Raw genomic sequence first — 26320 nt, forward strand, 5'->3', positions numbered from 1 at the left:
CGCTCAGCCTTCCTCGAGCTTGGCCGCCAGGCGGAAGCCGATGCGGGTGGCGGGCTTGTCCTCGACCGTTTTGGGCAGGGCGCGCAGCATGACGTTCAGCTGGCTGACATGCTGCACCAGCTGGGTGCGTGCGCCCGAACCGTCCGAGCCGTAGAAAGTGATCACGTCGGGGTCGAAATATCCCATCCCCTCGATCCGCATCACGCCGGCGTCACCGCCGGTAAAGCCCATGGCGACCTCGTGATCGGCATCCAGCGTTTCTTCGAAATTCTGGATGTACAGGATCAGCCGCTCATACGCCCATTGGGCGGGGCTTTTGCTGTCGACCGGCCGGCGCAGGGGTTCGGGCAGATCCTTGGTGCCCGACGTGCTGTCCGGGTCGGCATGCACCTCATAAAACCGGGGCAGAGCCGCCGCTTCGGCGGCCTCGGCCGAGGTTTCGATCTTGTCCTGCATCGTCTCAACCTTTGCGCTGATACACCCATGCGCCGTCCTCACGGCGCGCCCGGGTCACGGCTCCAGTGTGATAAAGATGGTTCAGATGCGCAACCGCCTCGACCAGAGCAAGACCGTATTCACCTTCACGGATGGGACGTTTGAACAGGGGCACAAAACAGTCCGACGCCGCCTTGGGCGCGTTCAGATCGTCCAGCAGGCGTGCAAGAGCGCTGTGATGGTTCTCGATTAGTTGTTTCATGCGGATCGGCAGGCCGACAAAGGGCAGCTTGTGCCCCGGCAACACCAACTGATCGGGCCGCGCCAACTGTTGCAGGCGCTCGCAGGCTTCCAGCCAGTCAGCCACCGGGTCGGCCATCGGTTCGGTGGCATAGACGCCCAGGTTCGGGCTAATCGAGCTGAGGATCTGGTCGCCCGAGATCACCAGATTGTCGTCGCGGCTCCAGAACGTGGCGTGTTCGGGGGCATGACCATTGCCCATATGCACGTCCCAATCACGCCCGCCCATGCGGATCACGTCGCCCTGCTTGATGCGGACAAAGCCCAGAGGCATCGGATAGACCGTGTCGGCAAAATTGAAAGGCCGCTCGGACATGCGCTTGGCCAGGATCTCGGGGGCCATGCCGGCGCTGCGGTAGAAGTCGAGCGTCTCTTCCGGCCAGCTCTCCTGCACGTCCAGCGTCAGCATTCGCGCAAACAGCCATGCAGTGCGGCTCGAGACCAGATCGGCGCCGTGCTCCGACTGAAACCACCCGGCATTTCCGACGTGGTCGGGGTGGTGATGCGTGACCACCACCCGGGTCACCGGTTTGCCCGCAAGCGGCCCGGCCATAAGGTCGGACCACAGCCCGCGCGTCTTTTTCGATGATATCCCGGTGTCGATCACCGTCCAGCCATCGCCGTCATCCAGCGCGTAGACATTGATGTGGTCCAGCGCCATTGGCAGCGGCAGGCGCATCCACAGCACGCCCTCGGCAATCTCGGTGGCCTGTCCAGGCGCGGGCGGCTCGGGCCAGGGATGGCGAAACGCCGGAGGCCGCGCGCCGTCCATCATGCGGCCAGTTCGTCAGCGCTGAGCTCGAACAGATCGCCGGCTCCTATCTGCGCCTGATCCAGCAGGCCCGCGTATTCCGGCAGGCGCGCGGTGATATAGTACCGCGCCAGCTTGGCGCGCGGACCATCCGGATCGGCCAAAGCGGCGATCAGGTGGTAATGCGCACCCAGCACGCGGGCAAAGGCATTCAGATAGGCCACGGCCCCGGCAAAGCGGTTGTTCATGTCCTCTTGCGACACCAGCCACTCGGTCGCCTCGCGCAGGGATTCGGTCGCCTCCCATACCGGGCCGGCCAGCTCGGGCACGGTGGCGCGGGCGCGCTCGGCATGATCTTCGATCTCGTCCAGCAGGCGGGCGGCGGCTTCGCCCCCGTCCATCATCTTGCGGCCAACAAGGTCCATGGCCTGAATGCCGTTGGTCCCCTCGTAGATCGCGGTGACGCGAACATCGCGGTAATACTGTGCGGCGCCGGTTTCCTCGATATATCCCATGCCGCCATGCACCTGCAGGCCGGTCTCGGACACGCGCATGCCGGTCTGGGTGCCGAAAGCCTTGCAGATCGGGGTCAGCAGGGCCGCCCGCGCGGCCCAGTCGGCGTTGCCGGTGGCCTTGGCCATGTCGATGGCCGCGGCATTGGCCAGCATGATCGCACGGGCGGCGAACAGGTCGGCCCGCATGTCCATCAGCATCCGGCGCACATCGGCATGATCGATGATCGTGCCCGAGGGCGTCTTGCCCTGCTTGCGTTCCAGAGCATAGGCCAGCGCGTGCTGATAGGCGCCCTCGGCCGCGCCCACGCCCTGACCGCCGACGCCGAGGCGCGCGTTGTTCATCATCGTGAACATGGCGGCCATGCCCTTGTGCTCCTGGCCAACCAGCCAGCCCTTGGCGCCGTCATACTGCATCACGCAGGTGGGCGAGCCATGCAGGCCCATCTTGTGTTCCAGCGACACCACCTTCAGGTCATTCGCCACGCCCGGATTGCCGTTATCATCGGGGATGAACTTGGGCACCAGGAACAGGGAAATCCCCTTGGTCCCCGGCGCGCCATCGGGCAGACGGGCCAGAACCAGGTGGCAGACATTCTCGCAGAAGTCATTGTCGCCCCACGAGATGTAGATCTTCTGCCCGGTCACCGAATAGGTGCCATCGCCGTTGGGTTCGGCCCTGGAGGTCAGCGCGCCCACATCCGACCCGGCCTGCGGTTCGGTCAGGTTCATCGTACCCGACCATTCGCCCGACATCAGCTTGGGCAGGTACAGCGCCTTGAGTTCCTCGCTGGCGTGGTGTTCCAGCGCCTCGATCTGACCCTGACTCATCAGCGGGGCCAGTTGCAGCGACAGGCAGGCGGCGCTCATCATCTCGTTCACCGCGGTGGTCACGGTCATGGGCAGGCCCATGCCGCCGTATTCCGGATCACCGCTCATGCCGATCCAACCACCCTCGGCGATGGCTTTCCAGCCATCGGCATAGCCCGGCGAGGTCCGCAGAACCCCGTTTTCCAGCCGCGCGGGGTGCAGATCGCCGGGGCGCTGCAGCGGGGCCATCACCTCTTCGCACATCTTGCCGGCCTCGGTCAGGATGGCGCTGACCACGTCCGGGGTGGCCTCGGCGAATTTCTCGGTCGCGGCGACGTCCTTGAAGCCCACGACGTGGCCCAAAAGAAACTCGTAATCGGAAATAGGCGCGCGATATGGCATGGTTTCCCCCGGAAATCCTGTGTTGGTCGCATTGTCGGGCTTGGCTTCCACGGCCCGCGTCGGTATTCATCCAAGCTTGTTCGATTACCTATCCGTCCGCCTGTTGCAAGCAACCAAAACGCCGCGTCACCAGCCATGAGCTTCCAGAACACGCAGAGTCTGACCGCCGATGCCGCCGGAATCGCCGACGCTGCCGAGTTGCTGCGCCAGGGCCGGCTGGTCGCCTTTCCGACCGAGACGGTCTATGGGCTGGGTGCTGATGCCCGCAACGGCAACGCGGTCGCGGCGATCTATGCCGCCAAGGGCCGGCCCAGCTTCAACCCGCTGATCGCCCATGTCGCCTCGGTCGAGGCTGCGCAGCGCCACGTGGAGTGGTCGGATCAGGCCCAGCGGCTTGCGGATGCCTTCTGGCCCGGCCCACTGACGCTGGTGCTGCCGCTGCGGGCGGGGCACGGGGTGTCGTCGCTGGTGACGGCGGGGCTGGACACGCTGGCCGTTCGGGTGCCGGCCCACCCCACCGCACAGGCGCTGCTGCGCGCGGTCGACGGACCCGTGGCTGCGCCGTCGGCCAACCCATCGGGGCGGATCAGCCCAACCACCGCGGCCCATGTACGCGAAGGTCTGGACGGGCGCATTGCCGCGATCCTGGATGATGGCCCCTGTGCCGTAGGCCTGGAATCGACCATCGTCGGGCTGGCTGGCGCACCGGCCCTGCTGCGCCCGGGCGGTGTCGCCGCCGAGCAGATCGAAGCCGTTCTGGGCACGAAGCTGAGCCATCACAAGCCCGGTGACCTGCTGACCGCACCGGGCCAGTTGCAGTCGCACTACGCCCCGGACGCCGCTGTTCGACTGAACGCCGAACAGCGCCGAGGGGACGAGGTGCTGCTGGGCTTCGGGCCGGTGGCCTGCGATCTGAACCTGTCGGAACGGGGCGACCTGCTCGAGGCTGCCGCGAACCTGTTCGCCTATCTGCACAAACTGGACAAATCCGGGCGTCCGATCGCGGTCAGCCCGATCCCCGGCCACGGCTTGGGCGCCGCAATCAACGACCGCCTGCGCCGCGCCGCCGCCCCGCGCAATTCCTGATCAGGCCCGCCCGGCGCTGGCCGACAGAGTCAGCGGATCGACCCCCAGCGTAGCCAGTGCGGCCTCCCACTTGTCATCGTCGGGCAGATCAAAGACCAGTTTCGAGGTCGCCTCGGCGGTCAGCCAGCCATTCAGGCCGATCTCTTCTTCCAGCTGCCCCGGCCCCCAGCCGGAATAGCCCAGCATCAGCATCGCGTTCAGCGGCCCCTTGCCCGCGGCGATATCCTCGAGCACGTCCAGCGTGGCGGTCATGCTGAAATCGCCGGCCACATGCAGCGAATGCAGGTTCGCGTCATAGTCGGAACTGTGCAGAACGAACCCGCGCGACAGCTCGACCGGGCCGCCGAAATGCACCAGGCGCTCGCCCACGATCGGGATCTGACAGGGGATGTTCAACTGGCCCAGCAACGTCTTGACCCGCAGGTCCGACGGCTTGTTCACGATCAGACCCATCGCGCCATCCTCGCCATGGCTGCAGATGTAGACCACCGAGTGGTCAAAGCGGGGATCGCCCATTCCGGGCATCGCGATCAACAGTTTTCCGGTCAGATCCATCGGTTGAAGACTCTTTCTTCGTATTCTCCCACAATGGCCCCGCGTGCCCCGGATTGGCAAGGGATCACGCCAGATTTCGCAGCTTTGCCGCAGGTGACCGGAACGTGACTTGGCAAACCGGGCCACAACACGCATGTATGAACCATGACCAGCATGTTCAAATCCCTTGCCACGATCCTGTCGACCTGCCTTTTTCTGGCCGCGCCGGTCCGGGCGCAGGGCGTGGACGACATCGTGCAACTCGACATCCTGGATGGAGGGCTGTCGCAGGACGGCACCTATCTGGGCGCTCTGCGCCTGCGGCTCGAGGATGGCTGGAAGACCTATTGGCGCGCGCCCGGCGATTCCGGCATTCCCCCTCAGTTCGACTGGGGCCGGTCTGACAATGTCGGCGCGGTGTCCGTCATCTGGCCCGCACCCGAGGTATTCGACCAGAACGGCCTGAAATCGATCGGCTACGCCAGGCAGGTCGTGCTGCCGATCAAGATCACGCCCAAGACCGCCGGCCAGCCGGTTCGGCTGAGGGGCGAGGTCGATCTGGGCGTCTGCAAGGACGTGTGCATTCCGACCACGCTGGGCTTTGACCACGCGCTGGACGCGGGCGCGCCTCGCAATCCCGCCATTGCCGCGGCATTGGCACAGAGGCCCTATTCCGAGCGCGAAGCCGGCGTATCGTCCGCCACCTGCCACCTGAAACCCACGGCGGATGGCCTGTCGGTGCAGGTCAGGATCTCGATGCCGCCGGCCGGCGGTGCCGAAGTGGCGGTGATCGAACCGGGCAACCCCGCGCTGTGGGTATCACCGGCCGAAACCATCCGGCAGGGCGGCACCCTGATTGCCTCGGCCGAGGTGGTCAGCGCCGACGGCAGGCCCTTTGCTCTGGACCGGTCCAACCTGCGGATCACGGTTCTGGGCGCGCGCCACGCAGTCGACATCCGCGGCTGCAGCGCCGGTTGACCCTATGAGCCGGTTCCCCCGAATCGGCGCCCTGGCCGTGGTGGTGCAGGACGGGCAGGTGCTGCTGGTACAGCGCAGCAAGACCCCAGATGCGGGGCTTTGGGGATTTCCCGGTGGGCATGTGGAGTGGGGCGAGACCGTCCTGCAGGCCGCAGCCCGCGAGTTGCTAGAGGAAACCGGCGTGACCGCCAGCCCGCAGCACTATCTGGGCAACCTGGACCTGTTGCACCGAGACGAGACCGGGCAAGTCCGCGCGCACTACCTGCTGGTGGGGGTGGCCTGCCGGTTCGAGTCGGGCACGCCCAAGGCCGGCGACGACGCGCTCGACGCGGCCTGGTTTCCCACCGAACGTATCCTGAGCGGCGCCCTGCCGATGAGCGCGCGCGTGCCGGAGCTGCTGATTCAGGCCCTCGCCCGGGCCGAGAACCGCGCATAGAGCAGGCTCGACACCAGCATCCCGACGACCAGAATGACCACGGCTCCTGCCGCAAAGGCACCCAGCCCCATGCGCAGGATCGCAGGCCCGTCAGGCCCGCCGTAAAAGCCCGCGACAACCCCGGCCGGGGCGCCCGCAACCAACGGCCAGACCATCGTGACCATCATCCACATCAGCATCGCGGCACCGGTACCCATGGCCGAGGCGCGCACCACCCGGTCCGGCGCGCGCAGCGCCCTGCGCATCGCGGTCATGGGGCGGGCAACGTCATTCAGTATGGCCAGCAGCGCCGGCACCAGCAACAGAACCAGAACCATGCCGAACGCCAGCCCATAGACCAGCGTGATCACCGTCGGCTTGAGGAACTGAGCCTGTTGCGACCCTTCGTAAAGCAGTGGGGTCAGCCCCAGAACCGTAGTCAGCGTGGTCAGCATCACGGGCCGCAGACGGTCGGCCGTGCCTTCGATGATCGACGGCACCAGCCCGCGCTCCTGCCGGTACTGGTCGATGGTCGTGACCAGCACGATCGAGTCGTTGATGATGATCCCGGTCATGCCCAGCAACCCCACCACAGTGAACATGCTGAGCGGAACATCCCAGATGTAGTGACCCCAGATCGTGCCCACCAGGCCGAAGGGGATGATCGACATCACCACCAGCGGTCGGGTCCAGCTGGCGAAGACCCAGGCTAGCACAAGGTAGATCCCGGTCAGGCACAGGATCAGCCCGGTTCGGGCCTCGGCCAGGAATTCGTTTTCCTGTTCGCTCAGGCCGGCCATGCGCCAGTCGACCTGTTTGTCGGCGGCGATCTTCGGTAGAATCTCGTCGTGCATGGCGCGGGCGATTTCCGCAGCGCGGGCCGGGTCATCCTCGGAGATGTCGCCCTTGACCGTCACCACCCGCAGCCCGTTTTCCCGGCGTACCGTCGAGAACCCCGACTTGCGCTGAACCGAAACGATGTCGGCCAACGGCACATAGACACCCTCGGGCGAACGCATCAGGGTGCGTTCCAGAAAATCGGCCGTCAGTTCGCCTTCTGGCAGCTCGACCCGGATCTCGGCACTGCGGGGTCCGTCAGGGAAGGTCGCGGCCTCGATCCCGTTCAGGCGGTAGCGCAACACCCGGCCCAGGGTCTCGATGCGAAAGCCCAGCGCCTCGCCCTGGGCCGTCAGATCCAGAATGAACTCTTCCTTGTCATAGGCCAGGTTGTCTTCAAGCGCCGAAACCTCGGGGTATTTCGACAGCTCGGCTTGCAGCGCCTCGGACGCAGCCTTCAGCGTGCTCACGTCGGCGCCATAGAACTGTACGTCGATCGCATCGCCCCCTGGACCCGAACGCCAGCCCCGGAAGCTGAGCAACTCGACCTTTGGGTGGCGCGGCGCGAATTCCTGCAGCTCGCCCACGAATTCGAAACTGGAATAGGGGCGCAGGTCGGCGTCGATCAATTCGATCGAGATGCCACCCAGCAGATCGCTGTCCTTGCCCTGCGCGGCCGACAGGCCATAGCCGGCGCTGCCGCCGACCTCGGCCAGAACATAATCGATGGGGTTGCGGCCATGGCGTTCTTCGTAGATCCGACCCAGTTCCTCGGTCGCGCGCTGCAGCATGTGCATCATTTCCAAGGTATCCGCGCGGGTGGCGCCCTCGGCCATGATGAAATTGCCGGTGACCGAGCCGCGCTCGGGGGCGTTGAAGAACCGCCAGGTCACGTCGCCCCGGATGAACAGCGCGATCTGGCTGGCCAAGATGGCGACCATCAGCGCCACCACCACATAACGCGCCCAGATGGCCCAGGCGACCAGCGGGCGGAACAGATGGTCGCGCACCCAGCGAAAGCCCCGGTTCACCACCCGGTTGGGCCAGTCGTACCAGTGTTCCTTCGCCGAATGCGCAATGGCGTGGGACATGTGGTTGGGCAGGATCAAAAAGCATTCGACCAGCGAGGCGGCCAGCACCGCGATCACGGTAAAGGGAATGTCGCGGATCAGCTCGCCGAACCGGCCGCCGATAACGGTCAGGCCGAAAAAGGCGATCACCGTCGTGACGGTGGCGGCAAGGACTGGCATCGCCATGTGCCGGGCCGCGCGTTCAGCGGCAACCACCGGTGGCTCGCCCAGGCGGCGGGCGCGGAAATCGGCATGTTCGCCCACGACGATCGCGTCATCGACCACGATGCCCAGCGTGATGATCAACCCGAACAACGAGACCATGTTGATCGACAGCCCGCCGATATACATCAAGGCGATGGCGGCCGACATGGCCACCGGAATGCCTGCGGCCACCCAGAAGGCAATGCGGGCGTTCAGGAACAGAAACAGCAGGCCCACCACCAGGCCCAGCCCCATCAGGCCGTTGTCGATCAGGATGTCCAGCCGGTCGGTGATGGCCTGCGCGCGGGTACGGATCAGGTCGATCGTGATGCCTTCGGGCAGGGTGGCCTGCATCTCGGCCACCACGTCTTCGACCGTGTGCTGAATGCCGATCGCGTCGCCCAGGTTCGACCGGTCCACGCGGATCGACATGGCCGGGTTCTCGCCCACGAAATAGCTGCGGTTACGGGTCACCCCCTCGAGCCGGATTCGCGCCACGTCGCGCACCACCAGCTTGGACCCATCGGGATAGTTGCGCAGCACGATGCCCTCGATCTGTTCGGGGCTGCGCTTTTCGATCCCGGTGCGGATCCGGGCATTGGCCCCAGACACATCGCCCGCGGGGTTGACGGTGACTTCGGCGGCAATGGCGGCGGCGATCTCGGACATCGTGATGTCGCGGGCGATCAACTGCGCGGTGGGAACCTCGACCACGATGCGGGGTGCGGCCAGCCCCCGGATCGTGGTACGGGTCACGCCGGCCGCGAACAGGCGGTTGATCAACTCGTCCGTTAGCCGGGCCAGCTGCTCGGCCTCAACGGGGCCGGTGATGACCACATCCGTCACCCGATCGCTCCATGCTGACCGCCGGATCGAGGGCTCTTCGGCGTCCTCGGGCAGGTTGGTGACGCTGTCGATGGCGGTGCGCACGTCTTCGATCGCGCGGGCCATGTCCCAGTTCGGTTCGAATTCCAGGGCGATGTTCGCGGTTCCCTCGCGCGAAGTCGCTTCGGTGGTGGCGACGCCATCGATCCCCTTTAGCGCGGGTTCTAGGATCTGGACGATGCCACTGTCCATGTCCTCGGGACCGGCGCCGTCCCATTCGACGTCGATTTCCACCCATTGCATCACGACATCGGGAAAGAACTGCGCCCGCATGTTCGGGGCCGCGGCCGCCCCAAGGACCAGCATCACCACCAGCAAAAGGTTGGCCACGGTCCGGTGCCGGGTGAAATAGCTCAGCAGGCCGCCGGCCGCATCCGGGATCCCGCGCATCATCGCGCTAGCCCCCCGTCCGGGTTTCCAGGCGCTGCACCAGTGACGCAGGCACCTTCGAGGCGGCCAACTGGTTCAGCACCCGGGTCTTGACCTCTTGCGGCATACGCTCACTGGCCTCGACTTGGGCCACCAGCCGCGCGCGCTGTTCGTCGCTAAGCTCGACCATGTCGGGGTCGGCGGCCGCGCTGTCCTCGATGCGGACGGGGCGCACCCGGACACCGGCGCCTAGCAGCGGCGTGCGCGCCACCACCACTTCGCGCCCGGCAAGGCCCGCCCCGCGCAACAGAACCGCGTCACCCTGTCGGCGCACCAGCTCGACAGGTAGAACCGCAAGGCGGTCCTCGCCCTCGAGCACAAGCACCGTGCCCTGCGCATCCAGCGCCGAGGCCGGCAGGCGCACCACGTTTTCCAACGGCTGTTCCTGCACCGAGACGGTGACGAAATCGCCCGGCTTGAACCCCGTCGTCTGATCCAGCCGCGCAAAGATCAAACGCCCGGTCTGGCCTTCGCCAGCCGAGCCGCTGTCACGGCTGATGCGTCCGGTGGCGACCAGATCGGTCCCCGTCACCTCGAGCGAGACCGTGACCGGCGCCGTGATCAGCGCGCCCCGCTCGTCCAGCAGGCGCACATATTGCGCGGTGGACACCCGGAACGCGACCTCGAGCGCCTGCGGATCCACCAGTTCGGCCAGCTTTTCGTTCGCGGTCACCAACCCGCCCTCGACCAGCGACACACCCGAAAGCGTGCCGTCGAACCCGGCCCGGATCGTCATGTCATCGACATCGCGTTCGGCCGAGTCCAAGGCGATCTGGGCGCGCGCCAGAAGCGTGGTCGCCTGATCGACCCGCGACTCGGCCTGGGCCAGCGCGATCCGGCGCGACAGAACCGTCTGGCGGGCCGAGGCGGCAGCCAGTTCCGCCTCTTCGACGCTGGCCGTTGCCCCGACCCCGCGCTCCAGCAGATCCTTCTGGCGTTGCAAGGCCCGTTCGCGCAGGTCGGATTGCGCCTGCGCGGCGCGCAGTTCGTCCTGCGCCAAAAGCAGCGCGCGTTCCGCGTCGCGCTGTTCGAACTGCGCATCCAGCAGATCCGATCGCGCCCGTTCAAGCACGGCCAACGCATCGGCGGGGTCCAGTTGCACCAGAACCTCGCCGGCGCGGACTTCGCCACCCTCTTCGAAATTCTCCGCCAGGCTGATCACGCGCCCGCCAAGCGCAGCCCGCAACTCCAGCCGGCGGCGGCTCTGGACCTGTCCGAAAGCCTCGAGATACGGGGTGGCCGTCGTCACCTCGGCCTTCTGGACGGTGACGGCAAACACCCGTTCGCGCGGGGGCGGCGGGTCGGAATCGCGGGTCATCACCTCTTGCACGGCACCGGTGATCAGTTGCGCGGCCACCAGCAGCAACGCCAACATCAGCGACGCCAGAAAGATACCGACAAGGCTTTGCCGCAGAAATCGCATCGATCATTCACTCCGGTCGCAGCAGGCTGCCATGCACACGAACCTAGCCTGACAGCAAAAAATGCCAAGCCACAAGGCAGTTAACCCACCTGAAACGCACGACCAGTCTACTTCCGTCGCAGATGTTCGTCCAATCTGGGCATGATTTCCACGAAATTGCAGGGGCGGTGGCGGTAATCCAGCTGTTTTTCGAGGATCCCGTCCCACGCATCCTTGCAGGCACCGGGGCTGCCCGGCAAGGCGAACAGATAGGTCCCGCCCGCCACGCCGCCCGTGGCCCGCGACTGCACCGCCGAGGTGCCTATCTTTTCCATCGAGATCAGGGTGAAAACGGTTCCGAAGGCCTCGATTTCCTTTTCGTAGACATCGCGGTGCGCCTCGACCGTGACGTCGCGCCCGGTCAGCCCCGTTCCGCCGGTCGAGATGACCACGTCGATCCGGGGGTCGGCGACCCAGGCGCGCAGCTGGTCGGCGATCTGGTCGCGTTCGTCCCGGATGATCTTGCGGTCGGCCAGGATGTGACCGGCGCGTTCGATCCGGTCGACCAGCGTCTGGCCCGACCGGTCCTCGGCCATGGACCGGGTGTCCGACACGGTCAGAACGGCGATGCGGACAGGGATGAACTCGATCGTTTCGTCGATGCGGGACATGGGTTCAGGTCCTTTCCATGACGGCCAGCCGCACCGCGAGCGCCGTGAAGACGCCGCCGCTGACCCAGCCCAGAATGCGCGAGGTGCGCGGGCTGGAGACCAGCACCCGCCCGGCTCCGCCGGCAAAGGCCCCAACCAAGCCGTTTACCACCAGCCCGCCGACGGCGATGATCGCGCCCAACGTCAGGAACTGCAGCAGGACCGACCCGCTGTCGGGCGAGACGAATTGCGGGATGAAGGCCAGCACGAACAGGATCACCTTGGGGTTGGTCAGGTTCACCAGCATCCCGTCGCGAAAGGCGAAACGCGTGGGCCGGGCCGGTGTCTCGGCCAAGATCGCCCCGTTGCGGATCGCGCCCCAGGCCAGATACAGCAGATACCCGACGCCCATCCAGCGGATCACGTCGAACAACCATGGCAGCGCCGCAACCGCCGCGCCCAAGCCCAGCCCGGCCAGCAGAACATGCACCATCAGACCCGCCGACACCCCGGCGCTGGCCACGACCGCCGGGCGCGCGCCCGAACGCAGACCCTGCCCAAAACAGAACATCATGTCGGCCCCGGGCGTGAGGTTCAGCGCCAGGGCCGCCGGAACGAATGCCAGCAGCGTGGTGGCTTCAATCATGTCTCGACCTCGAACCAGTTGACCTTGGGGCCCAGGTTGGCCACCTGCGTGCGGCCGATCCTGCCGCGTGCGCCCCAGCTGTCGTGGATATGCCCGCAAAAGTTGAATTCGGGCTGAATCCGTTCGATCGCATCGCGCACCGCGACCGAGCCGACGGACAGTCCCTGCGATGTGACATCCCCGCAGGATTTAGGCGGCGAATGGGTGATCAGGATATCGGCCCCGTCGCAGCGGTTCAGCAGTTCTTCGGCCTCGGCCTCGGTCAGATCGCAGGACCAGTCTCCGAAGGGCGTGACCGGCACGCCATAGCCCAGCCCGAACAGTTCAACGCCGTCCAACGTCATGCCCGACCCGTGCAGCACATGCACGCCGTCCGGCGCGGCCCGGGCCAGTTCCTCGGCGCTTTCGGCATTGCCGGGCACCAGAACCATTGGCGCCGAGATGCCCGACAGCATCTCCATCGCCTGATCCAGCCCTTGCCGCCCGTTGCAGTAATCTCCGGCCCCGATCACCAGATCCGTGTCCGCGCTGGCCGCTACCAGTTCGGCCGCCCTGTTGCGGGCCAAGTGCAGGTCGGAAAAGGCCAGTATCTTCATCTATTGCCCTCCAGAAACGCGCGCAGTTCCAACAGATCGGCCCAGGCCTGACGCTTGGCATGGGGTTGGCGCAACAGATAGGCCGGGTGCAGCATCGGCAGGACCGGCAGGTTCAGCGCCTGATCCCACTGACCGCGCAGCCGCGTGATGCCGCGTTTGCCCAGTACTGCCTGACAGCTGATGTTGCCCATCACCACCAGAACCTTCGGCTTGGCCAGGGCCACGTGCCGCTCCAGAAACGGCTGCATCATGGCAATCTCGTCCGGCCGAGGGTCCCTGTTTTGCGGCGGGCGCCAGGGCAGGACATTGGTGATGTAGACGTTTTGGGCGCGGTCCATATCGATCGCGGCCAGCATCCGATCCAGCAACTGCCCGGCGCGGCCGACGAATGGCTTGCCCACGCGGTCCTCATCACGGCCCGGAGCCTCGCCGACGATCATGACAGGCGCACCGGCGGTGCCGTCGGCAAAGACCAGGTGCCGCGCGCCGCGCTTCAGGTCGCAATGAGCGAACGCCTCCATCGCCGCGCGCAGTTGATCCAGAGACGATGCGGCCGCAGCCGACTTTTTCGCCTCGGCCACCGGGTCCAGCGCAACCGGCTTCTGCGGCGCGGCCTGAGGCGTAGCAGGTTTCCGCGCCTTGGGCGTCGTGTCCGGCAGGGCATAGCGATCGATCGGGGTGTCGACGATCGCGTCGGTCACACCCAGTTCGACCTGCCATTCCAGCAGGGCGCGCGCGGTAAAAGGATCAAGGGCCGATTCCATGCTCATCAATCTAACCAGCTTTGCGAGAAGGGAAAGCGAATTGGCCTTGCCTTGACCCGTTGCCCGGCCGACCATGGCCCTGTCATGGTCCGAATGCTGAAACTCCTGTTGATTGCCCTGTTCGTCCTGCCGACAGGCACGGCCTTGGCCCAGTCGTTTCTCGATGATCGCGGACAATGCCGCGCGGGCCAGTTCCAGTGCGGTCTGAAATGCTGCTCGGTCGGCCAACGCTGCAGCTTTGACGGGTTCTGCATTCAGGCCGGGGGCACCTATTGCGGCGGCGGGCGGTCCTGCGGACCGTTCGAGAAATGCGTGGCCGGGGGCACCCGATGTGCACCGGCAGGGGCGAACAAATGCGCCTCGCGGCTGGATTGCCCGGGCGGGACCTTTTGCAACGGGCGCGGCGAATGCGAGCGCAGTTCGCCAGACTTCGACCCCTCACCGAAACCGGCAACGCCCTGCGACGACGGGCGGACCTGCGCACCCGGCTCGACCTGCCTGCCCGGCGGAGGTTGCACCCGCCCCGGCTGGTACCTGTGCGAAGAGACCGGATCGCAATGCCGCACCGGGTTCAAATGCTCGGCCAATCAAGGCTGCGTGCCCAGAAAGGCCGTCGATTGCGGATACGGCAAGTGGTGCAAACCCGGCGAGCGGTGCCTGCCCGAAGGCGGATGCGAGAAACTGCAAGATGGGGACTGAGTCCAGTTGCCCCGGCGCGCTGCGCTTTCTATAAGCGGCGCGACTGTCAGACAGGAGCCCGGCCCATGCGTTTCGCCCATCGTCACCTACTTGGCATCGAGCATCTGTCCCAATCCGACATCACCGCCATTCTGGACCTGGCCGAAAAATACGTCGATCTAAACCGGCAATCGGCCAAGCACTCGGACGTTCTGGCGGGGCTGACCCAGATCAACATGTTCTTCGAAAACTCGACCCGCACGCAGGCCAGTTTCGAACTTGCGGGCAAGCGTCTGGGCGCGGATGTGATGAACATGGCGATGCAGGCCAGCTCGATCAAAAAGGGCGAGACCCTGATCGACACGGCGATGACGCTGAACGCGATGCATCCCGACCTGCTGGTGGTGCGGCATCCGCATTCGGGCGCGGTGGATCTGCTGGCCCAGAAGGTCAACTGCGCGGTGCTGAACGCCGGTGACGGGCGGCACGAACACCCAACGCAGGCGCTGCTGGATGCGCTGACCATCCGACGGGCCAAGGGGCGGCTGCACCGGTTGAACGTGGCGATCTGCGGGGATGTCGCCCATTCCCGCGTGGCGCGGTCAAACCTGATCCTGCTGGGCAAGATGGAAAACCGCATCCGCCTGATCGGCCCACCGACGCTGGTGCCCGCGCAATTCGCCGAATTCGGGGCCGAGATCTATGACGACATGACTGAAGGCCTGCGCGACGTGGACGTTGTGATGATGCTGCGCCTTCAGAAAGAGCGGATGGATGGTGGGTTCATCCCGTCGGAACGGGAATACTATCACCGCTATGGCCTGGACGCCGCCAAGCTGGCGCTGGCCAAGCCGGACGCCATCGTGATGCATCCCGGCCCGATGAACCGCGGCGTCGAGATCGACGGGACGCTGGCCGATGACATCAACCGCTCGGTCATCCAGGAACAGGTCGAGATGGGCGTCGCCGTGCGCATGGCCGCGATGGAGTTGCTGGCCCGCAACTTAAAGGAGGCGGCATGAGAGATCTGACCCTATCCGCTGGCGAGCGCGGCGTGATCCGCCTGTTCGCGCTGGACATGCGCCCCGAAGAAGCGAAGTTCCTGCGCGAACCTGGCGCGGCCGATCAGGTCCTTGGGGTCTCGGGGCTGGACCCCGAGCAGATCGACGTCTTTTCGGTGTCCGACCTCGAGGATCTGGGCCTCTACGGCTATCTCAGCGAGGGCTGCGGCGTCTCCGAGGACCAGCTGGACCGGGCCAAGCTGGAGTCGGTCGACGGCTGGGTTCTGGTGCTGCGCAGCGCCGCTCTGGGTGGGCGCGCGGTCACATTGGACCCCGACCCGCGCCTGCGCCTGATCGGCCTTTACACCGAAGAGGCCACGAACTGGACCGGCGGCACTATCGCGACCGAAAGCGCGAGGCCGTACTCGGCCGCGCCGAACCCGGTTTCGAGCGGGCAACCCCGCCGGACGGGATCGGCCATACTTGCCCTGATCATACTGCTGGTCATCGGAGGTGCTCTGTGGCTGATCCTGTGATCTTTGCGCCGGACAAGGGCGCCTATGTCCGCACCAACGCCTGGCTGGCCGCGGGCGCGATGGCGGGCGCGATGTCCGTGCTGTGGCTGATCGGCAATCCCTATGTCTGGACCGGCGCCCCGGCCGGTCTGGCGGCGGTGGGCGTCCGGGCGTGGTACCTGGCGTCGGAGGAACTGGCGACCAACTGGCAGATGACCAACACCACCCTGACCGGCCCCGGCGGACGCAGCGTGCCGCTGAAGCAGATCGCGACCGTGAATATCATGGGCAGCTTCGTGCAGATCGTCACCAAGGGCGGCGACAAGCACCTGATCAAGTACCAGGCCGACCCGGTCGCCACCAAAGCCGCGATTGAAAGGGCAATGGCATGACCAACCTGATCTTCACCAACGCCCGCCTTATCGACCCCGAAGCCGGAACCGACGCGCTGGGCTGGCTGCACGTGGCCGATGGACGGATCGTGGCCAGCGGGGGCGGTTCGGCGCCCGCAGCGGACGCGCAGATGATCGATTGCGGCGGTCAGTGTCTGGCCCCCGGAATCGTCGATATCGGCGTCAAGGTCTGCGAGCCGGGCGAGCGACACAAGGAAAGCTACAAATCCGCGGGCCTTGCCGCCGCGGCCGGTGGCGTGACCACAATGGTCACCCGACCCGACACCCTGCCTGCGATCGACACGCCGGAAACGCTCGAATTCGTCACCCGCCGCGCCCAGGCCGATACGCCCGTCAACGTGCTGCCCATGGCCGCCCTGACCAAGGGCCGCGACGGGCGCGAAATGACCGAGATCGGGTTTCTGATGGATGCGGGTGCGGTGGCCTTTACCGACTGCGACCATGTGGTGGCCGATACCAAGGTGTTTTCCCGCGCACTGACCTATGCCCGGGCCTGCGGCGCGCTGGTCATCGCCCACCCGCAGGACCCTGGCCTGAGCCACGGGGCCGCCGCCACCAGCGGCAAGTTCGCCGCCTTGCGCGGTCTGCCAGCCGTTTCGCCTATGGCCGAACGCATGGGGCTGGACCGCGACATCGCCTTGCTGGAAATGACCGGCGCCGCCTATCACGCCGATCAGATCACCACGGCCCGCGCCCTGCCCGCGCTGGAGCGGGCCAAGCGCAACGGGCTGGACATCACCGCCGGCACCTCGATCCATCACCTGACACTGAACGAACTGGACGTGGCGGACTATCGCACCTTCTTCAAGGTCAAGCCGCCGCTGCGCTCCGAGGATGACCGGCAGGCGGTGATCGAGGCCGTGCGCTCCGGCCTGATCGACACGATCAGTTCGATGCACACGCCGCAGGACGAGGAAAGCAAACGGTTGCCGTTCGAAGAGGCGGCCTCGGGCGCGGTGGCGTTGGAAACCCTGCTGCCGGCTGCGCTGCGCCTGTATCATGCCGATCAACTGGACCTTCCGACCCTGTTCCGGGCCATGGCGCTGAACCCGGCGAAACGACTGGGGCTGGACTGCGGCCGCCTGAGCGCGGGCGCCCCGGCCGATCTGGTGCTGTTTAACCCGGATGTGCCCTTCGTGCTGGACCGGTTCACGCTGAAATCGAAATCGCAGAACACGCCGTTTGACGGGCAGCGGATGCAGGGTAAGGTCACCGCAACCTACGTTGCAGGCAAAGAAATCTACCGGAGACCCTGATGCCCCCTCTCGACAGCACGACGACCCAACTGATCATCTGGGCCGCGATCGGATACCTGATGGGGTCCATCCCCTTCGGTATGCTTGTCGCGCGCCTGATGGGGTTGGGCAACCTGCGCAAGATCGGATCGGGCAATATCGGCGCCACGAATGTTCTGCGCACCGGGAACAAAGCGGCGGCCGCGCTGACCCTGCTGTTCGATGCGGGCAAAGGCGCGCTGGCGGTTCTTCTGGCTCGGGCGCTGGCTGGCGAGGACGCAGCGCAGATCGCGGCGCTGTCGGCTTTCGTCGGCCATTGCTACCCGGTCTGGCTGGGCTTCAAGGGCGGCAAGGGTGTGGCCACCTTTCTGGGTCTCTGGTTGGCGCTGGACTGGCGGGTCGGCGTTGCTTGCTGCCTGACCTGGCTGGTGGCGGCGGCGATCTGGCGGATTTCATCCATCGGTGCCCTTGCGGCGGCGGCGCTGTCGACCATCTGGATCACCCTGCTGACCAACGGCGCCACCTTTGCCCTTGGCGCGGTGCTGACGCTGTTGATCTACTGGCGGCACCGTGAAAACCTGGCCCGCATCAAGGCCGGAACCGAACCCAAGATCGGCAAATCCTAGCGCCGTCTGCCCGTCCACGGCCCAATCACGTTTGATTGCTTTGAACGTGATCGGCGCCTTTCCCACCTGAGGTGTCGTGACACCCGATCACCGGGCGCACGATACGCAATTTCGGAGCCGGAACACCCGCGCGTGGACATGCCGGGCTGGCCCGATCAGGAAAGGTGGAACCATGAACAAGATCAAATCCCTGTTGGGCGGCGTGGCGCTGTCGGTCGCAATAGCAAGCTCGGCCCTCGCGGCCGGGGTCGAAATCAACGCCTCGTCGACCGGTCTGGCCATGCAGGGCTATGACCCGGTGGCCTATTTCACCGAAGGTGAGGCGACCAAGGGCAGCTACAAGATCACGGCCCTGCACAATGACGCGCTGTACCGCTTCGCGACCGAGGAACACAAGGCAGCCTTCGAGGCCAACCCCGAGGCATATCTGCCGGCCTATGGCGGCTATTGCGCATTCGGGGCCGCGATGGGCTTCAAGTTCGACGGGGATCCGACCTATTGGAAGATCGTCGACAACAAGCTGTACCTGAACCTGTCGGAAGACATCCAGCAACGCTGGGAAGGCGACATTCCCGGCTTTATCGAAAAAGCCAGCGCAAACTGGGAAACCATCGCCGACAAGGATCCGGCCGAACTGCAGCAATAATCCGCTGACACCCCGGCGGCAGTTCGCCTCTGCCGCCGGGCGTTGCTTGAAAGCCGTGTGCGCAGGTCCATTTATTTTCAATGAAGCCAGCACATTTCTTCCCCAAAAGGGGGCGTCATATGGCCCGAGCGTCAGACCAGATTGATCCACGGCCGGCGACCGGCCGTATACGATTTCACGGACCGCCGGCGACCTGTGGCCGCGGCACATCATTTGACTGAAAGGAACGAAGATGACGGGAAAATTGGCACTTCTTTCTACGGTTGCGACCTTGGCTGCCAGCACCGCGATGGCGCAATCCTCGGGCGATTGGACCGGTTTCTACGGCGGCGCGCAGATCGGCTATGCCGATATTGGCACCAGCCTGTCCGGGGTCGATGGCGACGGCGTGATCGGCGGTATCATCCTGGGCTACGACTATGATCTGGGCGATTGGGTCGTCGGCGGCGGCTTCGACTATGACTGGTCGGATGTGGATCTGTCGGGGGCCGCGACGGTCGAGGATGTCTGGCGACTGAAAGCCCGTGCCGGCTACAAGGTTAACCCGCAGGGCCTGCTGTACGGCGTGGCCGGGTACGCCGAGGCCAGTACAGACACACTGGGCAGCGACGACGGCTGGTTCATCGGCGCAGGCTATGAACAGATCATCGCTCCGAACGTCTCGATCGCGGGCGAAATCCTGTACCACGAATTCGACAATTTCAATTCGACCGGCGTGGACGTGGACGCCACGACGTTCCAGATCCGCGCGGCCTACCGGTTCTGACCCCTCCCCCTAAATCGAAAGGCCCGGCCAGATGCGCCGGGCCTTTTTCATGGCAGCAGGATCGTGCTGCCGGTGGTCTTGCGCGCCTCGAGCGCGCGATGCGCCTCGGCCACTTCATCCAGCGCAAACCGCTGGTCGATGTGGATCTTGACCTCGGCGCCGGTGACCTTGTTGAACAACCGGCGGGCCATTGCCTGACAAACCGCGTGGTCGGCGATGTGGGAGAACAGCGTTGGGCGGGTGATCTTCAGAGATCCTTTCTTCGCCAGAATGCCGATGTCGAATAGCGGCACCGGGCCGGAGGCATTCCCGAACGAGATCATCATACCCAGCGGCTTGAGGCAGTTCAGCGACCCGTTGAACGTGTCGGCCCCGATCGAATCCATCACCACATCGACACCTTTGCCGCCGGTGATTTCGGCCACGCGGGATTCGAAATCTTCGGTGCGATAGTTGATGCAATGGGTCGCACCGTTGAACATCGCCAACCGGCACTTGTCGTCGGTGCCCGCGGTCCCGATCAGCTTGATGCCTTCGGACTTGGCCCACTGACAGGCGATCAGGCCCACGCCCCCGGCAGCGGCGTGGAACAGGACCGTGTCGCCCCGCTTGAGCGGCGTGGTGCGGTGGAACAGATATTCGACCGTCAACCCCTTGAGCATCATGGCCGCCGCCGTCTCGAATGAAATCCCGCCCGGCAGCGGGCAGACTTGGGCCGCCGGCATCACCCGCGCCTCGCAATAGGCGCCCGGCGGCATGGCGGCATAGGCCGCGCGCTGGCCGGGTTGCAGATGGGTCACCCCCTCGCCCACGGCCTCGATGACGCCGGCGCCCTCCATGCCCAGCGCATGCGGCAGGTCTAGCGGATACAGGCCCGAACGTTGGTAGACATCGATGAAATTCAACCCGCAGGCATGGTGCCGGATCAGAACCTCCCCCGGCCCGGGATCGCGCAGAGGCCTGTCCTCGATCTTCAGAACCTCGGGGCCGCCGGTTTCATGGATGACTACGTTACGCGCCGATTGCTGCATGCTCACCTCCTGAAAACTGCTGCCAAGCTAACATGCCTGCGCCACAGGGCAATCACCCGATCTCGGAACAGTGAAGTGCATGACTGCCGGAATGTGGTAAATTGAAATAGGGCGTTGCCGGGTCATCCGGCCACGGGCAACCCGATGCCGGATGCATTCCGCGGCGCGAATGGGCCAAGGAAAGGGATCAAGATGGCAAAAACGATCGGCAATCCAGTCAGTTGGGCCGCCCGCAATCTGGGTGCGACCACCGAGCATATCGCGGAAAACGTCACAGGTATCGGCAGCGCGGACATCCGGCACCTGCCGCAGGTGCGCAGGCTGACCCTGCAGGACCTGCGAGCCTGCCTGAAGGCCGGGTACGAGGATTTCAAGGCGGGCCGCGCCGACGCGATCTTCATCGTCCTGATCTATCCGATCGCCGGGCTGGTGATGTTCGGGCTTGGCATGCAGGCCGAAATGGCGCCCCTGCTGGCCCCGCTGATCGCGGGCTTTGCCCTGATCGGCCCGGTGGCGGCACTTGGCCTGTACGAAATCAGCCGCCGACGAGAACAGGGGCACGAAGTGCATTGGCTGGACGCGTTCGGCGTGTTCCGCTCGCCGTCACTGGGCGCGATCCTGGCGCTGGGCTTCTACCTGGTGATGTTGCTGCTGGTGTGGCTGGCGGCGGCGCATGCGATCTTCTTGCACACGATGGGGCCACAAGCGCCAACGGCGCTGGGCCCGTTCCTGACGCAGGCCGTCACCACAAGCGCGGGCTGGACCATGATCCTGGCCGGTACCCTGGTGGGCTTTTGCTTTGCGCTGGTTGCGCTGGCCATCAGCGTGGTCAGCTTTCCCCTGCTTCTGGACAGAAAGGTCGGCCTACCGGTGGCCGTCGTCACCTCGGTCCGGGTACTGCGGCGCAACCCCAGGGTCATTTTGACCTGGGGATGCATCGTGGCCGCATTTCTGGTGCTTGGTGCGCTTCCGCTGATGCTGGGGCTGATCGTGGTGATCCCGGTTCTGGGTCACGCCACCTGGCACCTGTACCGCCGGGCCGTCGCCTGAGGCACGCGGGGCTGCCGCCCTCAGCCCGAAACCTTCAAAACGATCTTGCCGATATGGCCCGAGCTTTCCATCCGCGCATGCGCGGCCGCCGCTTCGGCCAAATCGAACTCGCTGTCCATGACCGGCGCAACCTTGCCCGCCTCCAGCAGCGGCCAGACCGCCTCGCGCAGGTCCTGCGCGATCCGGGCCTTGGCCAGGTCGCTTTGCGGGCGCAGGGTGCTGCCGGTCAGGGTCAGACGCTTGACCATCATCAGGGCAAAGTTCAATTCGGCCACCGGCCCCTGCAGAAAGGCGATCTGGACCAGCCGCCCATCCTCGGCCAGCGCCTTGACGTTGCGGGGGATATAGTCGCCGCCCACCATGTCGAGGATCAGGTCGGCCCCGCCCTCGGCCCGCAGGACGGCCACGAAATCCTCGGTCTTGTAGTTTATCGCCTTTTCCGCCCCCAGCGCCACGCAGGCTGCGCATTTCTCGTCAGACCCGGCGGTGGCAAAGACCCGGGCGCCGAACGCGTTGGCCAACTGGATCGCGGTGGTGCCGATACCGCTGGAGCCGCCATGCACCAGGAACCGCTCGCCCGCCTTGAGCCCGCCGCGGGTGAAGACGTTGGACCAAACGGTAAAGAAGGTTTCGGGCAGGCAGGCGGCCTCTTTCAGGCCCATGCCGGTGGGCACCGGCAGACAATGCGCAGCGGGCGTGGCGACATATTCGGCATAGCCACCACCCGGCAACAGCGCGCAGACCTTGTCGCCCAGGGCCAGACCCGAGACCCCCGCACCGATGGCGACCACCTCGCCCGACGCTTCGAGCCCCGGAAGATCACTGGCCCCCGGCGGCGGATCGTAGGCCCCGGCCCGCTGCAACGCATCAGGGCGGTTGACGCCGGCATAGGCCACTTTCAGAACCACCTGACCATGGTCGGGGTCGGGTATGGGGCGTTCGGTCAGTTGCAGAACATCCGGGCCGCCCGGCGAGGTGATCTCGACAGCGCGCATCATCTTGGTCATCGGCAAATCTCCTTTGCGCAACTGGTATCAGGCGAATCTGGAAAGGCCCAGCGGGAACAGTTGCTTACTTGCGCGGGTGCAGCATGCCCGGCAGGTCGGCGCGCATCCGGATCGGAGCCCGCACCTGGCCCGCCAGCCAGTTGGGAACGGCCAGAAACGGCTTGAGAAGCGGGTTCTTGTTCACCTGCGCCTTGAGCTTTTCGAACTGCATCACGTTTTCGATGCGACGGTCCAAAAATTCCCATGTGCGCTGATGGTCGGGGCTGTCATCGCCCAGCCAGAACAGCACGGTCGAGGAATACACCCCCGACAGCGTCGCGCGTTTGGTATACCAGTTGATGTCTTCGGACGTGTCGCCCAGCGCATCCCAGATCAGGTCACAAGTGCCCCAGACCGCCTTGGCGCCGTCACCGGCATACATGGGCAGAGAAAACAGGGCCACGCCCCGGCGCACGGCCTCTTTGTCGGGAACCGCCTGCAAGCGGAACCGAACCGCCGCCGCGATCCGGTCGCGAAATTTCAGATCGCTCAGATCCTCGGATTTCAGCCGTTCCAGCATCGCCGCATCGCCCCGGTCGTGAAAGGCCAAGGCCAGATCGACCGCGCCGCGCGGACAGATCGCGCGCGCCAGCTCCTCGTCCAGGCCACAATCGGCAATCGCCGCGCGAAAACTGGTATCCGACCATCCGTCGAAGGGCACATGGGTCAGGATGGCGTGCAGCAACTGCTGCTTGGCGTCTTCATAGATCACGGTCATGGCGGCTCTCCAACTGTCTGGCATAGTACTAGACAAGTTAGGACCGCTTTGCTATACGGCCAATTCCTGCAATTTCCTTGCAACTCGAACTTAGAAAGGTGGTGACAACCACATGCAGGTTAGTGTTCGCGACAACAATGTCGATCAGGCGCTCCGTGCCCTGAAGAAAAAGCTGCAGCGCGAAGGCGTGTTCCGCGAAATGAAGCTGAGGCAGCATTTCGAGAAACCGTCCGAGAAAAAAGCGCGCGAGAAAGCTGAAGCGATCCGCCGTGCCCGCAAACTGGCACGCAAGAAAGCCCAGCGCGAAGGTCTGCTCTGAGCAAACCTCCTCCAGCTTTGGATGACACTATTGACGACCCCCGAGGCCTGGCCCGGGGGTTTGTCGTTTGCGTTGGCCGAATCTGACCGCATTGCGTGCCACGTCCGGTGCAACAGCAGGGCAACGCGCATAGGCAGATTGCCGCACATTGGCGCGCATCTCTGAGTGGTGATCTGCCCAACGGCGATTTCAGCAGGCTTTCCGCGTTCCATCGTCAAATTGTCGCCACTATGGTCCGGCCAGAATAGACCCGAGTCACTGGAGACGGAACTTTGTCAGTCGCGAGCAACCTTGAACGGCAGATGCTGGACCTCATCAATGCCGAACGCAGCAGTCGAGGTCTTGCTCCTGTCCAACTCGAGCTGCGCCTGAATGATGCGGCCGAAGACCACAGCCGCTGGATGCTGCAGGTGGACCAGTTCAGCCACACCGGCGCCGGCGGGTCTGACCCGTGGGACAGGATGGCCAGCGCCGGGTTTTCGTTTTCGGGCAGTTGGCGCGCGACCGAAAATATTGCATGGCAAAGCGTGCGCGGAGCCCCCGGGCTGAGCGACGACGTGCAGGACCTGCATACCGCCTTGATGAACAGCCCCGGCCATCGGGCGAATATACTGGACCCCAATGTCACAGTTGTCGGAATCGGCATCGAGCTGGGCAAGTACCTGCACAACGGCGTCAACTATGACGCGGTCATGGTGACGCAAAATTTTGCGCGCACTGCGGCGCCTGTCCAACTGGATACCGGCACCGCCCCAACACCGCCCGCCACGACGGACCCACAGCGTCAGATCGTCGCCGCGGGAACGGTGGGCAGCGACGGCGACGACTGGTTGGTTCTGCAAGCCGGAGATTCCGGACGCATCGACGGCGGTGCCGGCGACGACATAGTGATCGGTCAATCCGGGCGCGATGTCCTGATTGGGCGCAACGGTGCGGACACGCTGAACGGACGTGGCGGCAACGACCTGATCGCGGGCGGATCCGGCGATGACCGGATCAACGGTGGCGACGGCAATGACGTTCTCAAAGGACTGGGCGACAACGACCGGCTGGTCGGGGCGGCCGGCACCGATCGCCTGCTGGGCGGCGGCGGAAATGACTTTTTGCACGGCGGCGCCGGCAATGATCTGTTGCTTGGCGCGACCGGAGACGACCGGTTGGTCGGAAGCAGTGGCAACGACAGGCTGGTCGGCGGCGGAGGGGCTAACACCCTGGTCGGCGGTGGCGGAGCCGATCAGTTCGTCTTTTCCAGCGGCATCGACCGGGTCATCGATTTTGGCGCCGCCGATCTTGTCGATCTGCGCGGCAGCGACGCAATCGCCAACTATGCTGATCTGATGAACAACCACGCCGTTCAGTCAGGCAACGACGTGATGATCGACGATGGTCTGGGCCACCAGATGATATTGGAAGACATCCTTCTGGCAGACCTCGGACGCGGCGATTTCCTGTTTTGATCCCGTGAGAGGCGCGCCCCGGATCGGGGCGGTCCATCAATAGATCTTGGGCACGTACAACTCGTCGGGCAGCACACGGCGCTCGTATTCGGGGTTGTATTTGCGGTCGGGCAGCGTGACCTTTTCGTGCGGGACGTCCTCATAGGGGATCTTGGTCAGAATGTGCTCCATGCAGTTCAGGCGCTCGCGCTTCTTGTCGTTGCCTTCGACGATGTACCAGGGCGCCTCGGGGATGTTGGTACGGAACAGCATGTCCTCCTTGGCCTTGGTATAGTCCTCCCAGCGGATGCGCGACTCGAGGTCCATCGGCGACAGTTTCCACTGTTTCATCGGGTCGTGGATCCGCATCAGGAACCGCAGCTGCTGCTCCTCGTCGGTGATCGAGAACCAATATTTCAGCAGGATGATACCCGACCGCACCAGCATCCGCTCGAATTCCGGAACGTCCTGGAAGAACTGTTCGACCTGGTCTTCGGTGGCAAAACCCATTACCCGCTCGACCCCGGCACGGTTGTACCAGGACCGGTCGAACAGCACGATCTCGCCCGCGGCCGGCAGGTGTGGCACATAGCGTTGAAAATACCATTGGCTCTGTTCGCGCCGGCTGGGGGCCGGCAGCGCCACGACCCGTGCGACGCGGGGGTTCAGGCGCTGGGTGATCCGCTTGATCACGCCCCCCTTGCCCGCCGCATCGCGGCCTTCGAACAGAATGCAGACCTTGGCGCCGGTATGCTGAACCCAGTCTTGTACCTTGATCAGCTCGGCCTGAAGGCGCAGCAGGTTGCGGAAATAGACCCGGCGATCCAGCATGTCGGGGTGCTGCTCGCGGTAGATCTTGCGCACCTCCATCGACAGCATCGGCTCGCTGAACTCGATCTCGATATCCTCGTCCAGCGTGTCCTGAAGCTCGGCCTCCAGCCAGTCAGGGGTGTCGTCGTCGGCGTCGCGGCCGTTTTCATTCTGGTCGGCCAACGGGGTTTGTTGTTCTTCTTCGGCCATTGGGCTGCTCCTTGTCTTTCGTGGCTGCGGGTCTTAGCCATCCCATGTAACCGGGACATGACGCGGCGACCGCTACCGTCGGACCCCGATCTTGGCCCGGCCGCCCGGCGGATA

28 protein-coding genes are annotated in these 26320 nt (G+C 65.1%); 14 read left to right on the forward strand and 14 right to left on the reverse strand.

Going from position 1 to position 26320, the window contains the following annotated elements; all coding sequences use genetic code 11:
- Nucleotides 1-3: 3 nt before the first annotated feature.
- The 3 genes from AC2FME_RS11950 to AC2FME_RS11960 are packed head-to-tail and all read right to left on the reverse strand — an operon-like array spanning nucleotide 4 to nucleotide 3210.
- Complete coding sequence (locus AC2FME_RS11950) at nucleotides 4-456, reverse strand: DUF6173 family protein (protein WP_496800535.1); 453 nt, start codon at nucleotides 454-456, stop codon at nucleotides 4-6.
- Nucleotides 457-460: 4 nt separating this feature from the next.
- Nucleotides 461-1507 (reverse strand): MBL fold metallo-hydrolase, encoded by a 1047-nt coding sequence (locus AC2FME_RS11955; RefSeq protein ID WP_496800555.1) that lies wholly within the window; start codon nucleotides 1505-1507, stop codon nucleotides 461-463.
- The gene (locus AC2FME_RS11960) at nucleotides 1507-3210 is read right to left on the reverse strand and encodes an acyl-CoA dehydrogenase (RefSeq protein ID WP_496800536.1); all 1704 of its coding nucleotides are present in this window, start codon (nucleotides 3208-3210) and stop codon (nucleotides 1507-1509) included. The genes AC2FME_RS11955 and AC2FME_RS11960 overlap by 1 nt, the downstream gene beginning before the upstream one ends.
- Nucleotides 3211-3345: 135 nt before the next feature.
- Here AC2FME_RS11960 and AC2FME_RS11965 point away from each other — a divergent pair, with 135 nt between their 5' ends.
- Complete coding sequence (locus tag AC2FME_RS11965; RefSeq protein WP_496800537.1) at nucleotides 3346-4296, forward strand: L-threonylcarbamoyladenylate synthase; 951 nt, start codon at nucleotides 3346-3348, stop codon at nucleotides 4294-4296.
- On the opposite strand, the gene AC2FME_RS11970 is transcribed toward AC2FME_RS11965, so the two are convergent.
- Nucleotides 4297-4851, reverse strand: coding sequence for a YqgE/AlgH family protein (locus tag AC2FME_RS11970; RefSeq protein ID WP_490359821.1), 555 nt, complete (start codon nucleotides 4849-4851; stop codon nucleotides 4297-4299).
- A 144-nt stretch (nucleotides 4852-4995) separates the two neighbouring features.
- Between AC2FME_RS11970 and AC2FME_RS11975 the strand changes: the two genes are divergently transcribed.
- Both AC2FME_RS11975 and AC2FME_RS11980 read left to right on the forward strand, forming a co-directional pair.
- Nucleotides 4996-5808 (forward strand): protein-disulfide reductase DsbD domain-containing protein, encoded by an 813-nt coding sequence (locus AC2FME_RS11975; protein WP_496800538.1) that lies wholly within the window; start codon nucleotides 4996-4998, stop codon nucleotides 5806-5808.
- A 4-nt stretch (nucleotides 5809-5812) separates the two neighbouring features.
- A complete protein-coding gene (locus AC2FME_RS11980) occupies nucleotides 5813-6244 on the forward strand; it encodes an NUDIX hydrolase (protein WP_496683059.1) in 432 nt (143 codons plus the stop codon).
- Here AC2FME_RS11980 and AC2FME_RS11985 read toward each other — a convergent pair.
- The 6 genes from AC2FME_RS11985 to AC2FME_RS12010 form a co-directional block, all read right to left on the reverse strand.
- Nucleotides 6211-9612 (reverse strand): efflux RND transporter permease subunit, encoded by a 3402-nt coding sequence (locus AC2FME_RS11985; RefSeq protein ID WP_496800539.1) that lies wholly within the window; start codon nucleotides 9610-9612, stop codon nucleotides 6211-6213. The two genes, AC2FME_RS11980 and AC2FME_RS11985, sit on opposite strands and share 34 nt — an antisense overlap.
- A gap of 4 nt (nucleotides 9613-9616) precedes the next feature.
- On the reverse strand, nucleotides 9617-11071 hold the full coding sequence (locus tag AC2FME_RS11990) for an efflux RND transporter periplasmic adaptor subunit (protein ID WP_496687657.1): 1455 nt from the start codon (nucleotides 11069-11071) through the stop codon (nucleotides 9617-9619).
- A 107-nt stretch (nucleotides 11072-11178) separates the two neighbouring features.
- Complete coding sequence (gene moaB / locus AC2FME_RS11995) at nucleotides 11179-11721, reverse strand: molybdenum cofactor biosynthesis protein B (protein ID WP_496684345.1); 543 nt, start codon at nucleotides 11719-11721, stop codon at nucleotides 11179-11181.
- A gap of 4 nt (nucleotides 11722-11725) precedes the next feature.
- A complete protein-coding gene (locus tag AC2FME_RS12000; protein ID WP_496800540.1) occupies nucleotides 11726-12346 on the reverse strand; it encodes a LysE family translocator in 621 nt (206 codons plus the stop codon).
- A complete protein-coding gene (locus AC2FME_RS12005) occupies nucleotides 12343-12942 on the reverse strand; it encodes a metallophosphoesterase family protein (protein ID WP_496684340.1) in 600 nt (199 codons plus the stop codon). The genes AC2FME_RS12000 and AC2FME_RS12005 overlap by 4 nt, the downstream gene beginning before the upstream one ends.
- Complete coding sequence (locus AC2FME_RS12010) at nucleotides 12939-13706, reverse strand: uracil-DNA glycosylase (RefSeq protein WP_496687649.1); 768 nt, start codon at nucleotides 13704-13706, stop codon at nucleotides 12939-12941. Before AC2FME_RS12010 ends, AC2FME_RS12005 begins: the two co-directional genes overlap by 4 nt.
- A gap of 93 nt (nucleotides 13707-13799) precedes the next feature.
- On the opposite strand from AC2FME_RS12010, the gene AC2FME_RS12015 reads away from it, so the two are divergent.
- The 8 genes from AC2FME_RS12015 to AC2FME_RS12050 all read left to right on the forward strand — a co-directional run bounded on the left by AC2FME_RS12015 (nucleotide 13800) and on the right by AC2FME_RS12050 (nucleotide 19586).
- The gene (locus AC2FME_RS12015; protein WP_496800541.1) at nucleotides 13800-14405 is read left to right on the forward strand and encodes a scavenger receptor class F, member 2; all 606 of its coding nucleotides are present in this window, start codon (nucleotides 13800-13802) and stop codon (nucleotides 14403-14405) included.
- Nucleotides 14406-14470: 65 nt separating this feature from the next.
- Entirely contained in the window at nucleotides 14471-15406 is a 936-nt protein-coding gene (locus AC2FME_RS12020; RefSeq protein ID WP_005979082.1) for an aspartate carbamoyltransferase catalytic subunit, read from the forward strand.
- Nucleotides 15403-15921 (forward strand): hypothetical protein, encoded by a 519-nt coding sequence (locus AC2FME_RS12025; protein ID WP_496800542.1) that lies wholly within the window; start codon nucleotides 15403-15405, stop codon nucleotides 15919-15921. The genes AC2FME_RS12020 and AC2FME_RS12025 overlap by 4 nt, the downstream gene beginning before the upstream one ends.
- Nucleotides 15906-16292, forward strand: coding sequence for a hypothetical protein (locus AC2FME_RS12030; RefSeq protein ID WP_496800543.1), 387 nt, complete (start codon nucleotides 15906-15908; stop codon nucleotides 16290-16292). Before AC2FME_RS12025 ends, AC2FME_RS12030 begins: the two co-directional genes overlap by 16 nt.
- Nucleotides 16289-17569 (forward strand): dihydroorotase, encoded by a 1281-nt coding sequence (pyrC, locus tag AC2FME_RS12035; protein ID WP_496741504.1) that lies wholly within the window; start codon nucleotides 16289-16291, stop codon nucleotides 17567-17569. Before AC2FME_RS12030 ends, pyrC begins: the two co-directional genes overlap by 4 nt.
- A complete protein-coding gene (gene plsY, locus AC2FME_RS12040; protein WP_496796692.1) occupies nucleotides 17569-18174 on the forward strand; it encodes a glycerol-3-phosphate 1-O-acyltransferase PlsY in 606 nt (201 codons plus the stop codon). The genes pyrC and plsY overlap by 1 nt, the downstream gene beginning before the upstream one ends.
- Nucleotides 18175-18346: 172 nt before the next feature.
- The gene (locus AC2FME_RS12045; RefSeq protein ID WP_496741500.1) at nucleotides 18347-18820 is read left to right on the forward strand and encodes a YHS domain-containing (seleno)protein; all 474 of its coding nucleotides are present in this window, start codon (nucleotides 18347-18349) and stop codon (nucleotides 18818-18820) included.
- 232 nt (nucleotides 18821-19052) lie between these two features.
- Nucleotides 19053-19586, forward strand: a complete 534-nt coding sequence (locus tag AC2FME_RS12050) for an outer membrane protein (RefSeq protein WP_496800544.1) — start codon at nucleotides 19053-19055, stop codon at nucleotides 19584-19586.
- Between the two features lie 47 nt (nucleotides 19587-19633).
- Here the strand turns inward: AC2FME_RS12050 and AC2FME_RS12055 are convergent, their stop codons facing one another.
- Complete coding sequence (locus AC2FME_RS12055; protein ID WP_496800545.1) at nucleotides 19634-20617, reverse strand: quinone oxidoreductase family protein; 984 nt, start codon at nucleotides 20615-20617, stop codon at nucleotides 19634-19636.
- Between the two features lie 192 nt (nucleotides 20618-20809).
- Between AC2FME_RS12055 and AC2FME_RS12060 the strand changes: the two genes are divergently transcribed.
- Nucleotides 20810-21667, forward strand: a complete 858-nt coding sequence (locus AC2FME_RS12060; RefSeq protein WP_496800546.1) for a DUF2189 domain-containing protein — start codon at nucleotides 20810-20812, stop codon at nucleotides 21665-21667.
- Between the two features lie 20 nt (nucleotides 21668-21687).
- Here the strand turns inward: AC2FME_RS12060 and AC2FME_RS12065 are convergent, their stop codons facing one another.
- Both AC2FME_RS12065 and AC2FME_RS12070 read right to left on the reverse strand, forming a co-directional pair.
- Nucleotides 21688-22674, reverse strand: a complete 987-nt coding sequence (locus tag AC2FME_RS12065) for an NAD(P)H-quinone oxidoreductase (protein ID WP_496800547.1) — start codon at nucleotides 22672-22674, stop codon at nucleotides 21688-21690.
- A gap of 64 nt (nucleotides 22675-22738) precedes the next feature.
- Nucleotides 22739-23431 (reverse strand): COQ9 family protein, encoded by a 693-nt coding sequence (locus tag AC2FME_RS12070; protein WP_496800548.1) that lies wholly within the window; start codon nucleotides 23429-23431, stop codon nucleotides 22739-22741.
- A gap of 112 nt (nucleotides 23432-23543) precedes the next feature.
- Here AC2FME_RS12070 and rpsU point away from each other — a divergent pair, with 112 nt between their 5' ends.
- Both rpsU and AC2FME_RS12080 read left to right on the forward strand, forming a co-directional pair.
- The gene (gene rpsU, locus AC2FME_RS12075) at nucleotides 23544-23750 is read left to right on the forward strand and encodes a 30S ribosomal protein S21 (protein ID WP_007818122.1); all 207 of its coding nucleotides are present in this window, start codon (nucleotides 23544-23546) and stop codon (nucleotides 23748-23750) included.
- 302 nt (nucleotides 23751-24052) lie between these two features.
- Nucleotides 24053-25207: a CAP domain-containing protein gene (locus tag AC2FME_RS12080; protein WP_496800549.1), complete on the forward strand. Its 1155-nt coding sequence runs from the start codon at nucleotides 24053-24055 to the stop codon at nucleotides 25205-25207.
- A gap of 36 nt (nucleotides 25208-25243) precedes the next feature.
- Here the strand turns inward: AC2FME_RS12080 and ppk2 are convergent, their stop codons facing one another.
- Entirely contained in the window at nucleotides 25244-26206 is a 963-nt protein-coding gene (gene ppk2, locus AC2FME_RS12085) for a polyphosphate kinase 2 (protein WP_496681800.1), read from the reverse strand.
- Nucleotides 26207-26320: the final 114 nt, after the last annotated feature.

Source organism: Ruegeria sp. BHSC026 (assembly GCF_059613065.1).